Below are 18,405 nucleotides of genomic sequence, written 5' to 3' on the forward strand. Positions count from 1 at the left end.
AGATGCAGACCATATGCGTTTAGAACTGCCGGTCATTCCTCTCAGAAACACTGTAATCCTGCCGCATACCACCACACCGGTAGACGTAGGCCGTGTCAAAAGCAAGCGTGCAGTCGAGGAGGCTATGGGAGCCGACCGGCTGATTTTCTTGGTGGCCCAGCGCGACCCGGAGGTTGACGACCCCGGCCCTGCCGACCTCTACCCATGGGGGGTTCAAGCTGTGGTCAAGCAGGCCATGCGCCTGCCCGATGGCACCCTACAGGTAATGGTGGAGGCCCGGGCCCGGGCAGAGGTCAAGGACTATATCGTGGGGTCTTTCCTGCGAGCCAGAGGCGAGGTCTACACAGAAATCCCCCCCACCGACGAGGCCGTGGCTCGAGTGCTGGTCGAGGAAATCAAGGATGCCTTCGACAAGTACGTGGCCAACCACAAGTCGTTGCGGCTGGATCGCTACCAGCTCGAGGCCCTACGGGGCACCACCGACCCGGCCATACTGGCCGATAGCATTGCCTACCACGCCACCTGGACGGTGGCCGAAAAGCAGGAAATCCTCGAGCTCATCGAGATTGAAGCCCGGCTCAAACGGGTTCTAGCCCTGCTCAACCGGGACATCGAGCGCTTCGAGCTAGACAAGCGGGTGGCCCAGCGGGTCAAAGAGCAGATGGACACCAACCAGCGCGAGTACTACCTGCGCGAGCAGATGAAGGCCATCCAGAAAGAGCTGGGGGGCGAGGAAGGGTTCAACGACCTCGAGGCCCTGCGCAAGAAAATCGAAGAAGCCGGGATGCCCGAGGTGGTGCGCACCAAGGCCCTCAAGGAGCTGGACCGGCTGGAGCGCATGCAACAGGGCAGCCCCGAGGCCACCGTGGCCCGCACCTACCTCGAGTGGCTCACCGACGTACCCTGGAACAAGGCCGACCCCGAGGTGCTGGACATTGCCCATACCCGTAAAATCCTGGACGAAGACCACTTCGGCCTGAAGGATGTGAAGGAGCGCATTCTGGAGTACCTGGCGGTACGCCAGTTGACCCAGAACCTCGAGGTGCGGGGTAAGGCCCCCATCCTGGTGCTGGTGGGGCCCCCGGGGGTGGGCAAGACCTCGCTGGGCCGTTCCATCGCCCGCAGCATGAACCGCAAGTTTCACCGCATCTCGCTAGGGGGTGTGCGCGACGAGGCCGAGATTCGCGGCCACCGCCGCACCTACATCGGGGCCATGCCGGGCAAGATCATCCACGCCATGAAGCAGGTGGGGGTTATCAACCCGGTCATCCTGCTAGACGAGATCGACAAAATGAGCTCAGACTGGCGCGGCGACCCGGCCAGCGCCATGCTGGAGGTGCTCGACCCCGAGCAAAACAACACCTTCACCGACCACTACCTGGACGTGCCCTACGACCTCTCTAAGGTCTTCTTTATCACCACTGCTAACACCCTCCAGACCATCCCCCGGCCCCTTTTAGACCGGATGGAGGTCATTGAAATTCCCGGCTACACCACTTTTGAGAAGTCGGCTATTGCCCGGCAATACCTCTGGCCCAAGCAGGTGCGGGAAGCCGGAATGGAGGGCAAGATGGAGGTTACCGAGGCCGCCATCCTACGGGTCATCAGCGAGTACACCCGGGAGGCTGGGGTGCGGGGCCTCGAGCGCGAGCTAGGCAAGATCGCACGCAAAGGGGCCAAGCTCTGGCTGGAGGGACCCTGGGAAGGCACCCGCCTGGTCGACGCCGCCGACCTGCCTCAGTACCTGGGCATTCCTCGCTTCCGTCCGGATAAGGCTGAGACCGAGCCCCAGGTGGGCGCGGCCCAGGGCCTGGCCTGGACACCGGTAGGGGGAACCCTGCTCACCATCGAAGTCGCCGCGGTACCCGGCAGCGGCAAGCTCTCCCTCACTGGCCAGCTCGGCGAGGTGATGAAGGAGTCGGCCCAGGCCGCCCTTACCTACCTGCGGGCCCACGCTGCGGAATGGGGCTTGCCCGAGGACTTCCACAACAAGTACGACCTTCACGTTCACGTGCCCGACGGGGCCACGCCTAAAGACGGCCCCAGCGCCGGAATCACCATGGCTACGGCCATCGCCAGTGCCCTTAGCCGCCGCCCGGTGCGGATGGATATCGCCATGACCGGCGAGCTAAGCCTGCGGGGTAAGGTCATGCCCATTGGTGGCGTTAAGGAAAAGCTGCTGGCCGCCCACCAGGCTGGCATCCACAAAGTGGTGCTGCCCAAGGACAACGAGCCTCAGCTCGAGGAGCTGCCCAAGGAGGTGCTGGAGGGCCTGGAGATCAAGCTAGTGGAGAATGTAGGCGATGTATTGCGCTACCTTCTGCTGCCCGAACCGGCCATTCCCCCCACCGTACAGCCGGGCGAGAGCAGGCAGCAGCCTGGGGCCGGGGCCTAGACGCGCTAAAGCTGCGCTACCAGGGCCTCGAGGTAGGCGAAAAACTGTGGCCCGTAATGGGCTAGCTCATCCCCTCCGGTAACCACCAGCGGATAGGCCCAGCCCCGCTCCTCTAGCAGGCGCTGGGCCTTTTCTTTGGCTCTAGCGCGGTGGGGCTTGGGCTCATAAATGACAATCTGGGGCTTCCGGCGCACCACCTCGGCCAAGTCGGGGGAAAAGTAGCTCTGTGGCTGGTCAGCGAAGATGTTTTGTAGGCCCAGGTGGCGCAACGCCTCGCCCACATAGCTGCCCCGGCCTACGGTGATAGGCCCGCCCAGGTCGAACTCGAGGTAGACCCTGCGGGGTGGCAAGACCTGGTGCAACGCAGCATAGCGCTGGGCCAGCCGGGCAGCTAGGTGGGTAGCCGTCTCAGCCACATCCAGCAAAGCCCCCAGAAGCACCAGGTTTTCCAAAATGCCATAGGGGCTTTGGGGTAGGGGCAGGGGGAAAAAGGCCAGCCCCCGGCAGCGCAGCTCCTCCAAGAGGCCCCGCTGTACCCCTGTGGTTACCAAAACCAAATCGGGCCTAAGCGCTTCCAAAAGCGGCCAGCGTACCCGGGTATAGCTCGAGACCACCGGCAAGCGCAGCGCTCCTGCGGGCCGGTAGCAGAACGCACTACGCCCCACCAGCCGCTCGCCTAAACCCAGGGCAAAGAGGCTCTCGGTGGCGTTGGGAGCCAGCGAGACGATGCGCCTAGCGGCCAGGGGCAGCTCGAGGGGGCCCAACCAGTCGTGCACCAACCTCACCGTTGCACCTCCCGGTACCAGTGCGCCACCCGGGCCTTTAAGGTGGCGAGGTCGGCATCGTTCCAGATGACCCAGGTAGCCCGGCGAATCTTCTCTTCCTGGGGGAGCTGGCTTTGATCGCGTGCGGCAAACTCGGCCTCGCTTAGCCCGCTGCGGGCCATCGCCCGCTGCTGGCGTAGCGCACGGGGTGCCGCCACCACCAACACCCCGTCCAACGTGGCCTCGCGCCCGGTCTCGAACAAGAGGGGTATCTCCAACACCAGCAAAGGGCAGCCCTCCTGCTCGGCTTTCTCACTTTCCTCCTGCATCCTGCGGCGCACATAGGGGTGCAAAAGGGCCTCGAGGCGCCTTCGGGCCTCCTTATCGGCAAACACCCGCCGGGCCAATGCCGTGCGGTCGAGCTGGCCCTCCCGACAGGCCTCGGGGAAGGCCTGGCAGATCTGAGCCTTGAGCACCTCGGCCCCTTCGCGGGCATACTGGTCGGCATCGAGCACCCGAACCCCCAATTGGCGCAGATACTGCGCCACCGTGCTCTTGCCGCTGCCAATGTTGCCCGTAAGACCAATCCGTCGCATTCGGCCATAGCATACCCCGCTTCATGTAACGCCGGGGTGTGCCTTCTGCGCAGCCCTGGGTAGACTCTAAGTATGCCCCGGTTTTTGCTGATCGGCCTGGCCCCGCTGGCAGCTTGCTCGAGCCCAACCAGGGTGGAGTACAACCCCCCTGAGCGCAATGAGGCCGTAGCTGCCGTCAATACCGCTCGAGGGCAGCGCCAAACCTGTAACGGAACCCCTCACGACCCGGTCAGCCCCTTGCACTGGAACGGCCTACTGGGCGAGGTGGCCCGCCAGCGGGCCGAGCACATCCAACAAACCGGCGAGTTCAGCCACGACGAGGGCGCTACCCCAAACGCCTTCGCTGTGCGGGCCCAGAACAATGGCTATCGCTACCGGGAAATCCGGGAAAACCTGGCCCAGGGCTACCCTACTGTTCAAGCCGCGGTTCAGGCCTGGCTGGCAAGCACCAGCGGCCACTGCGAGACCCTGATGGCCGCCCACCTGCAGGATATGGGCATGGTTCAGCGAGGGGCGTACTGGGTGCTGGTCGTCGCCCAGCCCTACTAGCGTCTGCGACGGCGCTTTTTCTTCGGTGCAGCCTCGCTTTCAGCGTTTTCCGGGCTCCAGGAGCCAAAGTAAATCCTTTGCAGCCGCACCTTGACCGGCTTGCTAAAGCCCTTCCGTTCCTCGGGGGGGCCCACCACCCGCTTCGTGCGGGCTCGAGGGTGGCCCGAAGGTGCTTTGGGCTCGGTGGCCACCACCTTGCGGGCGCGCTGGGGCTGCCCGGCATTTTTTTTAGCCTTCGGCTTTGGCGATGAGGTTTCTTGGTTGGGTTTTTCCTTGTAAAAGCGCTCTGTGGGCGCAAAGTCGATCTGGCGGGCCGAGGGATTGGCCCCTTCAATCTCGATTTCCATTGGGTCTCCTATGCGAATCCGTCGTTTGCTGCGCAGGCCCTCGAGGGCCAGCAGGTCTTCATGATAGTGGTAATGGTCATCCCTTAGGGCCCCTAGGCGGATCATCCCCTCCACCCCATTGGGCAGGCTCACAAACACCCCAAATCCGGTCACACCCGAGACCGTGCCCTGGTAGACCTCTCCCTTGTGCGCCTGGGCCCATAGACACTGGTAGTACTTGGAAAGTTCCCGCTCGGCGTTCTCGGCAGCCCGCTCCCGCTCCGAGGTGTGCTCAGCAATTTTAGGAAAACGCCGGGCCCACTCTTCCTTTAGGGCCTGGGTAACCCGGCGGCGAAGCAGCCGGCGCAGCACCCGGTGCACCACCAGGTCGGGGTAGCGGCGGATGGGGCTGGTGAAGTGCAGGTAGTGCTCGGCAGCCAAGCCAAAATGCCCCAGGTTTTCTGCGGCATAGCGGGCCAGGCGCAAAGAGCGCAGAAGCAGGGTGGAAACCACCGGGGCCTCGGGCCGGCTCTCGGCCTGCTTGAGAATGCTCTGGAGGGCTTTGGGGGTTGGTTCGCCTCCCGGCAGGCGGTAGCCCAGTTTCTCCAAAGCCCGTACTAGCTTGCTGTAGGCCTCCTGGCTAGGGTCTTCGTGCACGCGGAACAAAGCGGGAATCTGGCGCTCGGAAAGGTGCTTGGCCACAGTACGGTTGGCCAGCAGCATCAGCTCTTCGATCAGGCTACGGGCGCGGGGCTCGCGCTGGGGAATAAGGTGCAGGTTGCCGCCTGCGTCTACCTCTACCTTGACCTCGGTGAAGTTGAAGTCGAGCGCCCCCTGGGCCAAGCGCCGCTCTTTGAGGGTCTGGGTTAACTCGAGCAGTAAGGCTAGGTCGCGCTGAAGCTCCGGGCTCCAGCCCTCCTGGGCCTGGCCGGTCTGGGCAAAAACCTCCACCTCGGGGTAGGTCAGGCGGGCCACGCTGCGGATAACCCCTTCGGCAAAGCGGTAGCCCTTAACCCGGCCCGCAGGGGTTAGCTCTACCAGCACCGAGAGCACCAGCCGATCCTCTCCCGGTTTGAGCGAGCAGATGCCGTTGGAGAGTTGCTCGGGCAGCATGGGCAACACCCGGCCTGGCAAATAGACGCTGGTTCCTCGAGCGTAGGCCTCGTGGTCGAGGGGGCTGAACTCAGGCACATAGTGCGAAACATCGGCGATGTGGATACCCACCCGGTAGTGGCCGTTGGGCAGGGTTTCGATGTGAATAGCATCGTCGAAGTCCTTGGCGTCGGGCCCGTCAATGGTAAAGACCCTGAGCCCGCGAAAATCCTCCCGCCGCTGGATTTCCTCCGGGTCTAAGTGGGCCACCTGGGCGGCTTGGGCCAGTGCCTCGGGGGAAAATACGCTGGGTAGCTCGTACTTAGCGATGACCGCCTCGGTCTCCACCTCTGGGCTTTCCCCCTGGCCCAGGTAAGCCACCACCTCGCCATAGGGTTCCGCCCCCTTACCGCTGGGAAAAACCGGGCGCACCACCAGCCGGGCTCCCCCCTCGAGGCCCTCGAGACTCTCCGGCTTGAGCTTCAACGGGGGCAGCCGCTCGTCATCGGGCTTGAGCCAGGCAAAACCTCGCTTGAAGTAGAGCCGACCCACTACCCGCGAATGGCCCCGCTCCAGCACCTCGGTCACCACCCCCCACCGACGGCCGTCGCGGCCCGGCGGGCGAAGCTCGGCCCGCACCCGGTCACCGTGCCAGGCCCCGCCCAGATACCCTTTGGGGATATACAAATCGGGCAGATCCGGGTTAGCTGGAACCACAAAACCAAAGCCCGCAGGGTGGCTTTGCAAACGACCCTCTACCCCTTTTTGGGCCTGGGCCTCAGGCAGACCATAGAGCTTACGCCGTAGCCGCGAAACCTTTCCTTCGGCCACCAAAAGGTCTAGGGCCTCCTCAACCTGCGCCTTGTCTAAACGCAAAATCCGCACCAGCTCACGCAGGCTAAACGGCTTTTGGGGATGCTGCTTGAAGTGTTGGTAAATCTGCTGCTCAATCATATATAGCCCACGGGAAACCGGCTTGGCCTACCCCGCTGCCCCTCCGCTGGGATGCCCACCCCGGCAGCATCCTCAAGGAGACCCCTGCTCGCCTGAAGGTTCGGCGTAAAAGGATCTCCATGGTTTACCCACAGCATGGCCTATTAGCTACAACACGCCTTCGAAGGCCAACTGGGTGGCTTTAAGAGCCTCGCTTAGGGCCTCCAAAGCCTGGTCGATGTGGCTTTTTTCTACGATTAGGGGAGGCTCCAGGCGCACCACCTTGGGGTTGTTGAGACCAAAAGCGGTCAGTACCCCCCGGCTGGCCAGCTCGGCCACCACCACCGCCCCAATATCGGCGTCGCTAAACTCGAGGCCCACCATCAGCCCCCGGCCCCGCACCTCCTGGATGAACTCAGGGTAGGCCCGCTGAACCTGGGCCAGCCCGGCCAGCAGGTATTGGCCCTGCTCGAGGGCCCGCTGGGGCAGGTTTTCCTCCTCGATCACCTGCAAAGCGACCAACGCGGCGGCTGCCGCTAGGGGGTTACCGCCAAAAGTGCTGGAGTGGATGAGGGGCTCGCTTTTGTAGATGCTGAGGATTTCCGGGCGGCACAAGGTAGCCGAGATAGGCATCACTCCACCCCCTAAGGCCTTGGCGCTGACCAAAATGTCGGGCTCCACCCCTTCCCAATCCACCGCCCAAAACCGGCCGGTGCGGCCCAGACCGGTCTGCACCTCATCGGCAATCAGGAGTACCCCTTTTTCCTGGGTGATCCGCCGCACCTCGCGCAGATACCCCTCGGGCGGCACCCGGATGCCCCCCTCTCCCTGGATGGGCTCCACGATCACCGCAGCGGTATCGGGGCCAATGGCCTCTTCAATGGCCTTGGCATCGCCAAAGGGCACCACCGTTACCCCTGGCAGCAACGGGCGGGCGGGTTGCTGGTAGGGCTCGCGCGGGGTAACCGAGAGGGCCCCCAGGGTCTTGCCATGGTAGCCCCCTTCAGTGGTGATGAAGCCCGGCTTGCCGGTGTAGAAGCGGGCAAACTTGAGCGCGGCCTCCACTCCCTCGGCTCCGGAATTGCCAAAGTAAACCATGGAAAGCCCCCTGGGGGCCAGCTCCGCTAGCCGGGCAGCCAGCCGGGTGGTAGGCTCCGAGATCAGCACCCGCACCGACATGGGCATCCGCTCGAGCTGGGCCTTAACCGCAGCCACCACCCTGGGGTGCCGATGGCCCAGCGAGAGGGTACCGTATAGACCCAAAAAGTCTAGGTAGCGCTTCCCTTCCGTGTCCCAGACGTATACGCCTTCCGCGTGGGACTCTACCTTGTCCAGCCCGGTAAAGCGCAAAAGACCAGCCAAGCCAGGGTTAATATGCCGCTCGTACAGCTCGAAAAGGGTCATGGTCGGCCCCAGTTTACCACGGCCCCGCCCCCGCATCTGGGCGCACCTGGGCTGCCAGGCGCGCCTGTATGGCTTCGGGAATGCGCATGGCCCGGCCCTGGGGGCTTTGGCAGAGGTGACGGGTAAAGCCTTCGGCCAGCAGCGTACCCCCCCGCCAGACCCGATACGCATAGCGCAAAGTGCGGGAGGTGGCCTCGGTTAGGCAAACCTCCACCTCAACGGTATCGCCAAAGCGGGCCGGCTGCCGGTAGGTTAGACCTAGGGCCACTACGGCGAAGGCCAGACCCTGGGCCTCGATCTGGGTGTAGGGCAGGCCCAGCCGGTTGAGCCACTCCACCCGGGCCGCCTCGAGCCAGACCACGTAGCTGCTGTGGTGCACCACCCCCATGGCGTCGGTCTCGGCGTAGCGCACCGTGATGGGCAGACGAACGATCACCGGCCCCCACCTAAGACAGCGAATCCAGACGCTCAACCGTGGCCACCAGGGTCGAGGAGACCGCTTCGATCAGCTCGGCAGGCCCCTCCACCATCACCCGTACCAAGGGCTCGGTGCCCGAAGGCCGCACGTTGACCCGGCCCTGGCCTTGCAAAACCCGCTCGGCCTCCTGAACTGCTTGGTGCAGCTCGGGGTGTTGCATCAGCCGGTGTTTATCCTGTACCCGTACATTCTTGAGAAGCTGGGGATACATCGGCAAGGCCTCGTACCACTCGGCCAAATCGCGCCCCGATTGGCGCATCGCCGCAAGGGTCAGAAGGGCGGTCAACAGGCCATCCCCGGTGGGCGCATGCTCGAGGAAGATCACGTGGCCGCTCTGCTCCCCGCCCAAGGTCAGGCTACTGGCCTTGAGCTTCTCGTAGACGTAGCGGTCGCCCACCGCACTACGGTAGAAGTGGATTCCCGCCTCGCGCAGCTTGACCTCGAGGCCCATGTTGCTCATCAGGGTACCCACCACACCGGGCTCCCGCCGCACCAGGGCATTGAGGTAAAGGATGTGGTCGCCGTGAAACTCCCGTCCGTAGCGATCGACCAGGATGACCCGGTCGCCATCCCCGTCAAAGGCAGCCCCCAGATCGAAACCCATCTCCACCACCTGTTGGCGCAAAAACTCGGGGTGGGTGGAGCCGCAACCTTGGTTAATGTTGCGCCCGTCGGGGGTGTTGAACATCACGAAGACCTCGGCCCCCAAGCGCTGGAACAGCCGGTGAGCCAGGCGGTAGGTGGCCCCGTTGGCGGTATCGAGCACAATCTTAAGGCCCTCGAGGTTGCTTCCTTTGGAAGCGAGGAAGTCGAGGTACATGCGCTCGGCCTCGCGGAAGTCGGAAACCGTACCGATACCATCGGTCTTGAACTCGCGGGAAAGCAGGCTTTCGATCTCGGCTTCGGCCTCGTCGGGAAGTTTTTCCCCCGTGGCGCTAAAGAACTTGATGCCGTTGTCCTGATAGGGGTTGTGGCTGGCCGAGATCATCACCCCGGCGGTAGCCCCCAACGTCCGGGTCAGGTAGGCCACCCCTGGGGTGGGCAGCACCCCCAGGTGCTCCACCCGCACCCCCTGCGACATCAGGCCCGCAGCCAAAGCGGCCTCGAGCAGGTCGCTGGACTGGCGGGTATCCTTGCCTAAAAGCACAACGGGGCGCCTGGCCTGGCTGCGAAAGTAGGCCCCCGCAGCCTGACCGAGCCTGAGAACGAATTCTGGCGTCAGGGGCGGTTCGCCAGCCACGCCCCGCACGCCATCGGTGCCGAAGTATTTCCGCTCCATCTCGCACAGTTTATACCGATACCCCAATGTGTCGGGCCAGCTTGCGCCCAAAACATCGCCTTGCCAGGGTAGATAAGGATGAAATACGCCCTATCCCTTCCCCTCTTCCTTGGCCTGGCCCTGGCCCAGCCGGGCACCTCGCCCTTCGTGGACGTGCCCCCCTGCCACTGGGCCCGGCCCGCCTTAGAGGCCATTGCCCGACCCGGCCCCCAAGCCCGCCCCCAGCCCTCCCTCCTGCTGGCGGAAAACGCGCTGTTGCAGGTTTTCGAGGGCTTGCGCTGCAACGACCCCGCCTGGAGTATGCGCTTCTTGCTGAACCCTGCCCCTGGCTTTGGGCAAAGCCAGAGTGGCCTGCGCGGCTTCGAGCTGCGGGTGTTGCAAAGCACCCTGGTGGGCAGCCAGGCCACCCTTCGCTTCAGCCTTACCGCCGTGGTCGAGGGGGCCACCCTGAGGCGCAACAGCACCGCCCGGCTGGTTTTTGGGCCGGAGGGGTGGAAAGTAGACTACGCCAGCCTGGCCGCCCTCGAGCTGCCCCTTTTTCCCCGCTAGCCTTCAGGCCGGGGTCAGCCCCAGCGTCTCAGCCCACCATTCTGCAAAGCGCCATAGCCCACGCTGGAACAGGCGGGCGCGCCGCTCAGCCTTTCTGCCCCTACCCGCCTCGGCAGGCACCAAGCCCCAGTTGGCGTTCATAGGCTGGAAGTTTTCCGGGTTAGCGCTGGCCAAATAGCGCACCAACCCCCCCAGCATGCTCTCCTCGGGGGGCACCACCGGGGGCTTACCCTGAAGCAAACGGGCCGCGTTGAGCCCCGCCAGCAACCCGGTCGCAGCCGACTCAAGGTAACCCTCTACCCCGCAGAGCACCCCGCAGACCAGAAGCCGGGGGTGTTCGCGGAAACGCAGGCTAGGCGCAATAAGGCGCGGCGCGCACAGATAGGTGTTGCGGTGCATCACCCCGTAGCGCACGATCTCGGCCCGCTCGAGGCCTGGGATGCTCTGCACTACCAGCTTCTGGTCGCCCCACTTAAGCCCGGTCTGGAAGCCCACCAGGCTCCACATCTGGCCCCGCCGATCCTCGGCCCGTAGCTGTACTACCGCGTAGGGTTCCCGGCCGGTGCGGGGATCGGGCAGGCCCACCGGCTTCATCGGGCCAAAGCGGGGGGTGTCATAGCCGCGGCGGGCTAGCTCCTCGATGGGCATGCAGCCTTCGAAAAACTCCAGCTTCTCCCAGTCGTGTGGGGTGTGCCGGCGGGCCTGGGACAAAACCTCGTAGAAGCGCCGGTACTCCTCCTCGTTCAAAGGGCAGTTCAGGTAGTCCGCGCTCTGGCCGTAGCGCCCGGCCCGGTAGGCCACCTCGAGGTTGATGCTCTCCCCCAGCACCACCGGGGCCGCCGCATCGTAGAAGCCCAGCCACTCCTGGCCCAGCAAGCCCTGCAGGTGCTGGGCTAAGGCCTCGGAGGTGAGGGGGCCTGTGGCCAATACCACCACCCCCTCCGAAGGCAGTTCAGTTAACTCTTGCCGCACCACCTCCACCTGCGGATGGCTGCTTAGCCCCTGGGTAATTTCCTGGGAAAAAGCCTCCCGCTCTACCGCCAACGCCCCACCCGCCGGCACCCGGTGTCGGTCGGCAGCCCTGAGCACCAGCGAGCCCGCGGCGCGTAGCTCGGCCTGCAATAGCCCTTTGGCGTTGGTCTCCCCTTCCCCGCCCAAGCTGTTCGAGCAAACCAACTCAGCAAACGCTCCGGTGCGATGGGCCGGGGTCAGGCGCTGGGGGCGCATCTCGTACAGGCGCACCCGCACACCCAGCCGGGCCGCAGTGTAGGCTGCCTCCGAACCGGCAAGCCCAGCCCCGATAACGTGTACCGTATCCATGACTTCCCAGTGTATCGCACCCCTGGTGTGCCCTTTAGGGCCTGGCGTAAGATACGCCTATGGACAGAAGAATACGGGTGCTCATTGCCAAGCCGGGGCTGGACGGGCACGACCGGGGGGCCAAGGTGGTGGCCCGGGCCCTGCGCGATGCGGGTATGGAGGTCATCTACACCGGCCTGCGCCAGACCCCCGAGATGATCGTCTCAGCAGCCCTGCAAGAAGACGTAGACGCCATCGGCCTCTCGATCCTCTCCGGAGCCCACATGCACTACTTCAGCGAGGTTCGGCGCCTGCTCGACGAAGCGGGCGCGGGCGACATCCTGCTCTTCGGTGGGGGTATCATCCCCGACGAAGACGTACCCCACCTCAAGGCCCTGGGGGTAGCCGAGGTTTTCGGCCCGGGAACCAGCACCCAGGACATCGTGGACTTTCTCCACAAGGCGGCCCCCGCACGCTGGGCTGCCCAGGGCTAAGGAGGCCCCATGCCCAAGAAAGGCCCCCTTTCTAAGGTCAAATCTCCCACCCCGCCCACGGCCTGGGTGCGGGTGCCGGAGGAGTCGGAAGTGCGCGAGGACGTGAAGGCTCTGTTCGACAAATTCCGGGAGAAAACCGGGTTTGTCCCCAACGTAGCCCGCAACTTCGCCCTTATGCCCGAGCACTTCCTGCGCTGGTTCCGCTACTACGACTACCTGATGCGCAACGAGGAACCGGGCCTCTTGAGCCGCAAGGAGCGGGAGATGATTGCGGTGGTGGTCTCGGCGGCCAACCATTGCGAGTACTGCCTGGCCTCGCACTCGGCCTACCTACGCGAGATTACCGGCGATCCGGTGTTGCCCGATGTGCTGGCGGCCAACTTCCGCCGGGCCCACCTAAGCCCCCGGGAAGAGGCCCTGCTGGAGTTCGCCTACCAGATCACCACCGACTCCGCCTCGATGAGCGCTGCCGACATTGAAATGCTGCGGGCCATCGGGCTTTCCGACGAGGCCATCTTCGAAGCTGCCCAGGTGGCCGCTATGTTCAACTTCACCAACCGCATTGCCAACGCGTTAGGCTGGGTGCCCAACGAAATCTACTACCACCTCCACCGCCACAAGGAGTAGCGCATGGAAGGCCTGAAAAGCTTTGCCCTGTGGGGGCTTATTGCCCTGTTGGTCGGCGGCCTACTCTATCTAGCCCAGCTACAAGGCTGGCTTCCCGCCACCCTGCCCTACTGGGCCTTGGGCATGGTGGCGGTGCTGGCCTTAGGTTTTGCCAACCTACTGGCTCGAGGCCCCCGGTAGGGCTAAATGTGGATGGGCCTGTCCCAGGCGGCCAGGGCCGCCTCCTTGAGCACCTCGGCCAGGGTGGGGTGGGCGTGGGAGGCCCGGGCTAGGTCCTCGGCCGAGGCGTGGAAGGCTATGGCCACCGCGGCCTCGGCGATCAGGTCACCCGCCCGGGGCCCGATGATGTGTACCCCTAGAATACGGTCGGTCTCGGCATGGGCCAGGATTTTGGCGAAGCCCTCGGTCTCATTCATGGCTCGAGCCCGTCCGTTGGCCGAGAAGGGAAAACTCCCTTTCTTGTAGGGGATGCCCAGGCTTTTGAGCTCCTCTTCGGTCTTACCCACCGAGGCGATCTCGGGGTGGGTATAGACCACGCTGGGAATAGCATTGTAGTCCACGTGGCCGTAGCCGCTAACCATGTACTCCACCGCGGCGTAGCCCTCCTCCTCGGCCTTATGGGCCAGCATGGGCCCGGCGATCACATCCCCGATGGCGTAGATGCTGGGCACCGCGGTCTGGTAGTGGGCGTTCACCGGAATCCGGCCCCGCTCGTCGGTTTGTAGACCCACATTTTCCAGGCCCAGCCCGTCGGTGTTGGGCACCCGGCCCGTCGCCAGCAGCACCCGCTCGGCCACCAAAGGCTCTCCGCCCTCGTACTCCACAATGCCCCGGCCCTCCTTGGCGTAGGCCGCGGTCACCCGTACCCCAGTGCGAATATCCAGGCCCTGCTTGCGGAAGACCTTCTCGGCGGCTTTGGCAATTTCCCCGTCCATGCCGCCCAAAATGGTAGGTAGGTACTCCAGCACCGTCACCTTAGAGCCCAGCCGGCTCCAAACCGAGCCTAGCTCGAGGCCAATCACCCCCCCGCCGATGACCACCAGCGACTCCGGCACCTTGGGATAGGCAATGGCCTGGTCGGAAGTACCCACGATCTCGTAGTCCAGCACTACCCCTTTGAGCGGGGCCACTTTGGAGCCAGTGGCAATCAGGATACGCTCGGCCTCGAGCTCCTGGGTGCCTTCGGGCCCCTCCACCACCACCCGCGTGGGCCCTACGATGCGGCCATGCCCCAAGTAGCGCTTGACCTTGTTCTTCTTGAACAAAAACTCGATGCCGCTGGTGTTGGCCTTGACTACCTTATCCTTGTGGGCCATCAGGGCAGCCAGGTCTAGCTCGGCCTGGCCGATCTTCAAGCCGATCAGATGGTTTGCCCGGGCCGCCTGAATTTTCTCGCTGGCCTCGAGCAAGGCCTTGGAGGGAATGCAACCCACCCGCAAGCAGGTGCCCCCCAAGGCCGGTTCCTTCTCGATACAGGCCACGTCCAGCCCTAGCTGGGCCGCCCGGATGGCCGCCACATACCCCCCTGGCCCCGCACCGATAACCACCAGTTGGTGTTTGTTCATAGCTTAGACCTCGAGCACCAAGCGCACCGGGTTTTCCACCAGCTCCTTCACCCGCTTGAGGAAGGTGACCGCCTCCCGACCGTCCACGATGCGGTGGTCGTAGGAGAGGGCCAGGTTCATCATGGGCCGGATGACCACCTGCCCGCTTTTAGCCACGGGGCGTTCCTGAATGGCGTGCATCCCCAGGATGCCCACCTGGGGTGGGTTGAGGATGGGCGTGGAGTTCAAGGAGCCATAGATGCCGCCGTTGGTGATGGTGAAGGTGCCCCCCATCAGCTCCTCGGGCTTGATCTTCTTTTCCCGCACCCGGGCCCCAAAATCGGCGATGATGGCCTCGATCTGGGCCATAGAAAGCTGGTCGGTGTTGCGGATCACCGGCACCACCAGCCCCTCTCCCCCACCTACGGCGATACCGATGTCGTAATAGCGGTGGTAAACGATATCCGTGCCGCGAATCTCCGCGTTGAGCTGGGGAATCTCCTGCAAAGCCTGGGTCACCGCCTTAACGAAAAAGCTCATAAAGCCCAGTTTGACCCCGTATTTCTTCTGGAAGGCCTCGCCGTACTCCTTGCGTAGTTCCATCACCGCACCCATATCCACCTCGTTGAAGGTGGTGAGCATGGCGGTATTCTGCTTGGCCGAAAGCAGGCGCTCGGCGATACGCCGCCGCAAAGGGGTCATGGGCACCACGTCGTCGCGCCGTTCTCCCCGGGCCAGCGCTGCCGGAGGCTGGGATTGGGGCTGGGGGGCAGGTGCAGGGGCCGCAATGGCCCGTTGCACGTCCTCCTTAAGCACCCGCCCACCAGGGCCACTACCCACCAGCTGGGTGGGCTCGAGGCCGGCCTGGGCCGCCAGGCGCTGGGCCGCGGGCATGACCTTGCTTTCCAGAGGGGGTGTAGTCCCCTGGCTAACTGCGGGCGGGGGCACCGGGGCGGCTTGGGGTGCGGCGCTTTCCGCTACCCCCTCTTCGAGCAGGGCCACCACCTCACCCACCTTGGCCGTTCCTGTGGAAATGAGAATTTTGCTCAGGCGGCCCGAAACCGGGGAGGGTAGCTCGAGGGTGGCCTTATCGGTAACCAGCTCCACCAAAGGCTCATCCAGCCGCACCACGTCGCCTTCTTTCTTGAGCCACTGCCCGATCTCCACCTCGGTAATGGACTCACCAACCGCGGGAATTTTGAGTTCCAACATCTTCGCTCTCCTTCGCCTTACGAGCACCGCTGCCCCACTTGGGCGCTTTGCTTCAAGTTCCCAATCTAGCCAGAACCCCTCTTACCTTTTACGCCGAATTCACCACCATCGAAACGAAAGCGCAGTAGGGTAGCATCACAAGCCAAGGGCTTCTTCCACCAAGGCCCGCTGCTCCTTGTCATGTACCTTTTTGGCCCCCACCGCCGGGCTGCTGGACTCAGGGCGGGCCACCACCCCCAAAGCGCGGCCAAACATGCGGTCGCAGAAGCGGGCCCGGATAAACCACCAGGCCCCCATGTTGGCCGGCTCCTCCTGCACCCAGAGTACCTCGGCCTGAGGCGGGTAGGGGGCCAGGGCCGCCTCGAGCTGGGCCAGAGGGAAGGGGTAGAGCTGCTCTAGGCGGATAATAGCCACATCGTTCTTGCCAGCAGCGCGGCGGGCGGCCTCGAGGTCGTAGTAGACCTTCCCCGAGCACAGCAGAATGCGCCGAACCTTGTCGCTGGGAACATCGGGCAGCACCCGCTGGAAGCAGCCCTGGCTGAGTTCCTCCAGCCGCGAGACCGCCTCGGGGTTGCGCAATAGACTCTTAGGGGTCATCACGATCAACGGCTTGCGCCAGGGGCGCACCACCTGCCGACGCAGCAGGTGGAAGTACTGCGCCGGGGTGGTGGGGTAGGCCACCTGCATGTTGTCGTTGGAACAAAGCTGTAAAAAGCGCTCGAGGCGGGCACTGCTGTGCTCTGGCCCACCCCCTTCCATCCCGTGGGGCAAGAGGAGCACAATCCCCGATAGGCGGCTCCACTTGGCCTCCGCCGAGGCGATGAACTGGTCGATGATCACCTGGGCGGTGTTCACAAAATCGCCGTACTGGGCCTCCCAAGCCACTAAGGCATCGGGCATATCCAGGCTATAACCGTACTCAAAGCCCAGCACCCCAGCCTCGGAAAGGGCCGAGTTGTACAGCTCCACCGGGGCCTGCCCCTCGGCTAGGTAGTTGGCGGGGATATAGCGCTGGCCGGTTCGGTAGTCGGTGAAGGCCCCATGGCGCTGGGAAAAAGTTCCCCGCACCACATCCTGGCCGGAGATGCGCACCCGGTGCCCCTCCACCGCCAAGGAGGCAAAGGCCAACAGCTCGGCAGCGGCCCAGTCCAGCGGGCGCTTGCCCTGGCCCATCTCCCGTCGGGCTTCTATGAGCCGGGCTAACTTGGGGTGCAGGTGAAAGTCTTCGGGCAGGTGGGTTAGCCTTTCCATCAGGGCCGAGAGCTTTTCCACGGGCACACCGGTCTCAAGGTCTGGCACCCCCTCCTCAGGCCCACCCAGATAGCCCTTCCAAAGGCCTCCGCCCGCTGGCGGGCGGGTAGGGGTGGGTTCGCGCCGCGCCCCGGTAAACGCCGCTTCCAGAAGCTCCTGGTACTGCCTAGCCAGGGCCTCCTCCTCTTCCTTGGTGCGCAACCCCTCCCCTACCAGCTTTTCCCCATAACCCAGGTACAGAGGTTTTTTGGCGGCAATACGCCGGTACATCTCCGGCTGGGTAAAGCTGGGCTCATCGGTCTCGTTGTGGCCCCGCTTGCGGTAGCCGATTAGGTCTATGAAGACATCGCGCTTGAAGGTTTTGCGGAACTCTAAGGCCAGCTCTACCACCCCCACCAAGGCCTCCGGGTCCTCGGCGTTGACGTGGAAGATGGGCGATTCCAGCATCTTGGCAATCTCGGTGGCATAGCGCCCGGCGGTATACTCGTGCGGCTCGGTGGTAAAGCCCACCTGGTTGTTCAGGATGATGTGCAAAGCACCTCCCACCGTATACGCGGGAATCCCCGAGATGTTTAGGGTCTCCTGCACGATGCCCTCGCCGATAAAGGCTGCGTCCCCGTGTACTAGCAGCAGCATGCCCTTCTCCCGCTTGCGGTCGCCAAAGCGATCCTGCTTGGCCCGGGTACGGCCCATGGCTACTGGAGCCACAAACTCCAGGTGGGAGGGGTTGAAGTTGAGCGACAGGTGAACGTTGCCATAGGGGGTGGTGATGTCGTTGGAGTAACCCAGGTGGTACTTAACGTCGCCGTGGTAGCCCTCGGGAAAGTGCTCCTCGAACTCCAGGAAGATGTCCCGCAGGGGCTTCCGAACCACATTGGCCAGCACGTTCAAGCGGCCCCGGTGGGCCATCCCCATGACGATCTCCACCACGCCCTGCTTGGCGGCATTCTCGATGGCCAGGTCGAGCAGGGGGATCAGCAACTCGGTTCCCTCGAGGCTGAAGGTCTTGGCCCCTAGGTATTTCTTCTGCAAAAACTCCTCGAACAGCGTGGCCTGCATCAGCCGTTCGTGGATTTTCTTCTTCTGATCCGGGCTAGGGCGGGCAAAGCCAGCCGTCAGCCGGGCCTCGATCCAGTTGCGCACCGCCGGGTCGTCGAGGTGGCCATACTCGATGCCCACGGTACCCCCATAGCGGGCTTTGTACTGCTCGAGGACTGCCCGCAGGGTGGGTGCGCCCAACTCTATGGGCACGGGCCGATCCAGGTCGGCTTCGCTCAGGCCGAAAAAGCCGGGGTCGAGTTCGGGCGGGGTCTGACGCTCGCGCCCCAGCGGGTCGATCTGGGCCACCAGGTGGCCGCGTTCACGGTAGGTACGCAAAAAGCGCACCGCTCGCAAAAAGAACGAGGCCATCTCGGATATGGAGGCCTCGCTCAAGCGTTCTCGCTCCGCTGCGCCATTGCCCTCGGCGGGTTCAGCCCGCATGGCCTGGAAGTAGTGGGCCCACTCCGCCGGCACCGAGGCTGGGTTCTTCTCATACTCTTGGTAGAGCGCTTCTAGGAAGGCCAGGTTTGAACTGTCGAGTGTGTGCTCCATACTCACGGTTTCTTAGTCTA

16 protein-coding genes are annotated in these 18,405 nt (G+C 64.0%); 6 read left to right on the top strand and 10 right to left on the bottom strand.

Annotation, left to right across the window (positions count from 1 at the left end):
* The first annotated feature begins 13 nt into the window (after positions 1-13).
* Positions 14-2,395: an endopeptidase La gene (lon, locus tag G552_RS0102525; protein ID WP_027881588.1), complete on the top strand. Its 2,382-nt coding sequence runs from the start codon at positions 14-16 to the stop codon at positions 2,393-2,395.
* A 5-nt stretch (positions 2,396-2,400) separates the two neighbouring features.
* On the opposite strand, the gene G552_RS0102530 is transcribed toward lon, so the two are convergent.
* Entirely contained in the window at positions 2,401-3,180 is a 780-nt protein-coding gene (locus G552_RS0102530) for a helical backbone metal receptor (RefSeq protein ID WP_027881589.1), read from the bottom strand.
* Positions 3,177-3,755, bottom strand: coding sequence for a dephospho-CoA kinase (gene coaE / locus G552_RS0102535; RefSeq protein WP_027881590.1), 579 nt, complete (start codon positions 3,753-3,755; stop codon positions 3,177-3,179). The genes G552_RS0102530 and coaE overlap by 4 nt, the downstream gene beginning before the upstream one ends.
* Positions 3,756-3,827: 72 nt before the next feature.
* Here coaE and G552_RS0102540 point away from each other — a divergent pair, with 72 nt between their 5' ends.
* Entirely contained in the window at positions 3,828-4,304 is a 477-nt protein-coding gene (locus G552_RS0102540) for a CAP domain-containing protein (protein ID WP_027881591.1), read from the top strand.
* Here the strand turns inward: G552_RS0102540 and rnr are convergent.
* From rnr to glmM, 4 genes are all read right to left on the bottom strand, one after another.
* Positions 4,301-6,676, bottom strand: a complete 2,376-nt coding sequence (gene rnr, locus G552_RS0102545) for a ribonuclease R (protein WP_036270167.1) — start codon at positions 6,674-6,676, stop codon at positions 4,301-4,303. The genes G552_RS0102540 and rnr overlap by 4 nt on opposite strands.
* A 147-nt stretch (positions 6,677-6,823) precedes the next feature.
* On the bottom strand, positions 6,824-8,059 hold the full coding sequence (locus G552_RS0102550; RefSeq protein WP_027881593.1) for an aspartate aminotransferase family protein: 1,236 nt from the start codon (positions 8,057-8,059) through the stop codon (positions 6,824-6,826).
* A 13-nt stretch (positions 8,060-8,072) separates the two neighbouring features.
* Positions 8,073-8,495 carry an acyl-CoA thioesterase gene (locus tag G552_RS14625; RefSeq protein WP_084640358.1) on the bottom strand — a complete coding sequence of 141 codons (423 nt, stop codon included), beginning with the start codon at positions 8,493-8,495 and terminating at the stop codon, positions 8,073-8,075.
* 10 nt (positions 8,496-8,505) lie between these two features.
* Positions 8,506-9,816 (bottom strand): phosphoglucosamine mutase, encoded by a 1,311-nt coding sequence (glmM, locus tag G552_RS0102560; RefSeq protein ID WP_027881594.1) that lies wholly within the window; start codon positions 9,814-9,816, stop codon positions 8,506-8,508.
* 78 nt (positions 9,817-9,894) lie between these two features.
* On the opposite strand from glmM, the gene G552_RS0102565 reads away from it, so the two are divergent.
* Positions 9,895-10,365 (top strand): hypothetical protein, encoded by a 471-nt coding sequence (locus G552_RS0102565; protein ID WP_027881595.1) that lies wholly within the window; start codon positions 9,895-9,897, stop codon positions 10,363-10,365.
* A 3-nt stretch (positions 10,366-10,368) separates the two neighbouring features.
* Here the strand turns inward: G552_RS0102565 and trmFO are convergent, their stop codons facing one another.
* Entirely contained in the window at positions 10,369-11,685 is a 1,317-nt protein-coding gene (gene trmFO, locus G552_RS0102570) for a methylenetetrahydrofolate--tRNA-(uracil(54)-C(5))-methyltransferase (FADH(2)-oxidizing) TrmFO (protein ID WP_027881596.1), read from the bottom strand.
* A 59-nt stretch (positions 11,686-11,744) separates the two neighbouring features.
* Between trmFO and G552_RS0102575 the strand changes: the two genes are divergently transcribed.
* The 3 genes from G552_RS0102575 to G552_RS16465 are packed head-to-tail and all read left to right on the top strand — an operon-like array spanning position 11,745 to position 12,965.
* On the top strand, positions 11,745-12,158 hold the full coding sequence (locus G552_RS0102575) for a cobalamin B12-binding domain-containing protein (protein ID WP_027881597.1): 414 nt from the start codon (positions 11,745-11,747) through the stop codon (positions 12,156-12,158).
* A 9-nt stretch (positions 12,159-12,167) separates the two neighbouring features.
* A complete protein-coding gene (locus tag G552_RS14630; RefSeq protein ID WP_051195650.1) occupies positions 12,168-12,785 on the top strand; it encodes a peroxidase-related enzyme in 618 nt (205 codons plus the stop codon).
* Positions 12,786-12,788: 3 nt separating this feature from the next.
* A complete protein-coding gene (locus G552_RS16465) occupies positions 12,789-12,965 on the top strand; it encodes a hypothetical protein (RefSeq protein WP_169447866.1) in 177 nt (58 codons plus the stop codon).
* Positions 12,966-12,967: 2 nt separating this feature from the next.
* On the opposite strand, the gene lpdA is transcribed toward G552_RS16465, so the two are convergent.
* The 3 genes from lpdA to G552_RS0102600 form a co-directional block, all read right to left on the bottom strand.
* The gene (lpdA, locus tag G552_RS0102590; RefSeq protein WP_027881598.1) at positions 12,968-14,350 is read right to left on the bottom strand and encodes a dihydrolipoyl dehydrogenase; all 1,383 of its coding nucleotides are present in this window, start codon (positions 14,348-14,350) and stop codon (positions 12,968-12,970) included.
* A gap of 3 nt (positions 14,351-14,353) precedes the next feature.
* The gene (gene odhB, locus G552_RS0102595) at positions 14,354-15,541 is read right to left on the bottom strand and encodes a 2-oxoglutarate dehydrogenase complex dihydrolipoyllysine-residue succinyltransferase (RefSeq protein WP_027881599.1); all 1,188 of its coding nucleotides are present in this window, start codon (positions 15,539-15,541) and stop codon (positions 14,354-14,356) included.
* Between the two features lie 135 nt (positions 15,542-15,676).
* Positions 15,677-18,385, bottom strand: coding sequence for a 2-oxoglutarate dehydrogenase E1 component (locus G552_RS0102600; protein ID WP_027881600.1), 2,709 nt, complete (start codon positions 18,383-18,385; stop codon positions 15,677-15,679).
* Positions 18,386-18,405: the final 20 nt, after the last annotated feature.

The sequence above is a fragment of the Meiothermus rufus DSM 22234 genome (assembly GCF_000423425.1).
GTDB lineage: Bacteria > Deinococcota > Deinococci > Deinococcales > Thermaceae > Meiothermus > Meiothermus rufus.

Excerpts from the sequence above, each read along its gene's own strand:
- lon (WP_027881588.1), top strand. The coding sequence starts at position 14 with ATGCGTTTAGAACTGCCGGTCATTCCTCTCAGAAACACTGTAATCCTG.
- coaE (WP_027881590.1), bottom strand. The coding sequence starts at position 3,755 with ATGCGACGGATTGGTCTTACGGGCAACATTGGCAGCGGCAAGAGCACG.
- G552_RS0102540 (WP_027881591.1), top strand. The coding sequence starts at position 3,828 with ATGCCCCGGTTTTTGCTGATCGGCCTGGCCCCGCTGGCAGCTTGCTCG.
- rnr (WP_036270167.1), bottom strand. The coding sequence starts at position 6,676 with ATGATTGAGCAGCAGATTTACCAACACTTCAAGCAGCATCCCCAAAAG.
- G552_RS0102550 (WP_027881593.1), bottom strand. The coding sequence starts at position 8,059 with ATGACCCTTTTCGAGCTGTACGAGCGGCATATTAACCCTGGCTTGGCT.
- glmM (WP_027881594.1), bottom strand. The coding sequence starts at position 9,816 with ATGGAGCGGAAATACTTCGGCACCGATGGCGTGCGGGGCGTGGCTGGC.
- G552_RS0102565 (WP_027881595.1), top strand. The coding sequence starts at position 9,895 with ATGAAATACGCCCTATCCCTTCCCCTCTTCCTTGGCCTGGCCCTGGCC.
- trmFO (WP_027881596.1), bottom strand. The coding sequence starts at position 11,685 with ATGGATACGGTACACGTTATCGGGGCTGGGCTTGCCGGTTCGGAGGCA.
- G552_RS0102575 (WP_027881597.1), top strand. The coding sequence starts at position 11,745 with ATGGACAGAAGAATACGGGTGCTCATTGCCAAGCCGGGGCTGGACGGG.
- G552_RS14630 (WP_051195650.1), top strand. The coding sequence starts at position 12,168 with ATGCCCAAGAAAGGCCCCCTTTCTAAGGTCAAATCTCCCACCCCGCCC.
- G552_RS16465 (WP_169447866.1), top strand. The coding sequence starts at position 12,789 with ATGGAAGGCCTGAAAAGCTTTGCCCTGTGGGGGCTTATTGCCCTGTTG.
- lpdA (WP_027881598.1), bottom strand. The coding sequence starts at position 14,350 with ATGAACAAACACCAACTGGTGGTTATCGGTGCGGGGCCAGGGGGGTAT.
- odhB (WP_027881599.1), bottom strand. The coding sequence starts at position 15,541 with ATGTTGGAACTCAAAATTCCCGCGGTTGGTGAGTCCATTACCGAGGTG.
- G552_RS0102600 (WP_027881600.1), bottom strand. The coding sequence starts at position 18,385 with ATGGAGCACACACTCGACAGTTCAAACCTGGCCTTCCTAGAAGCGCTC.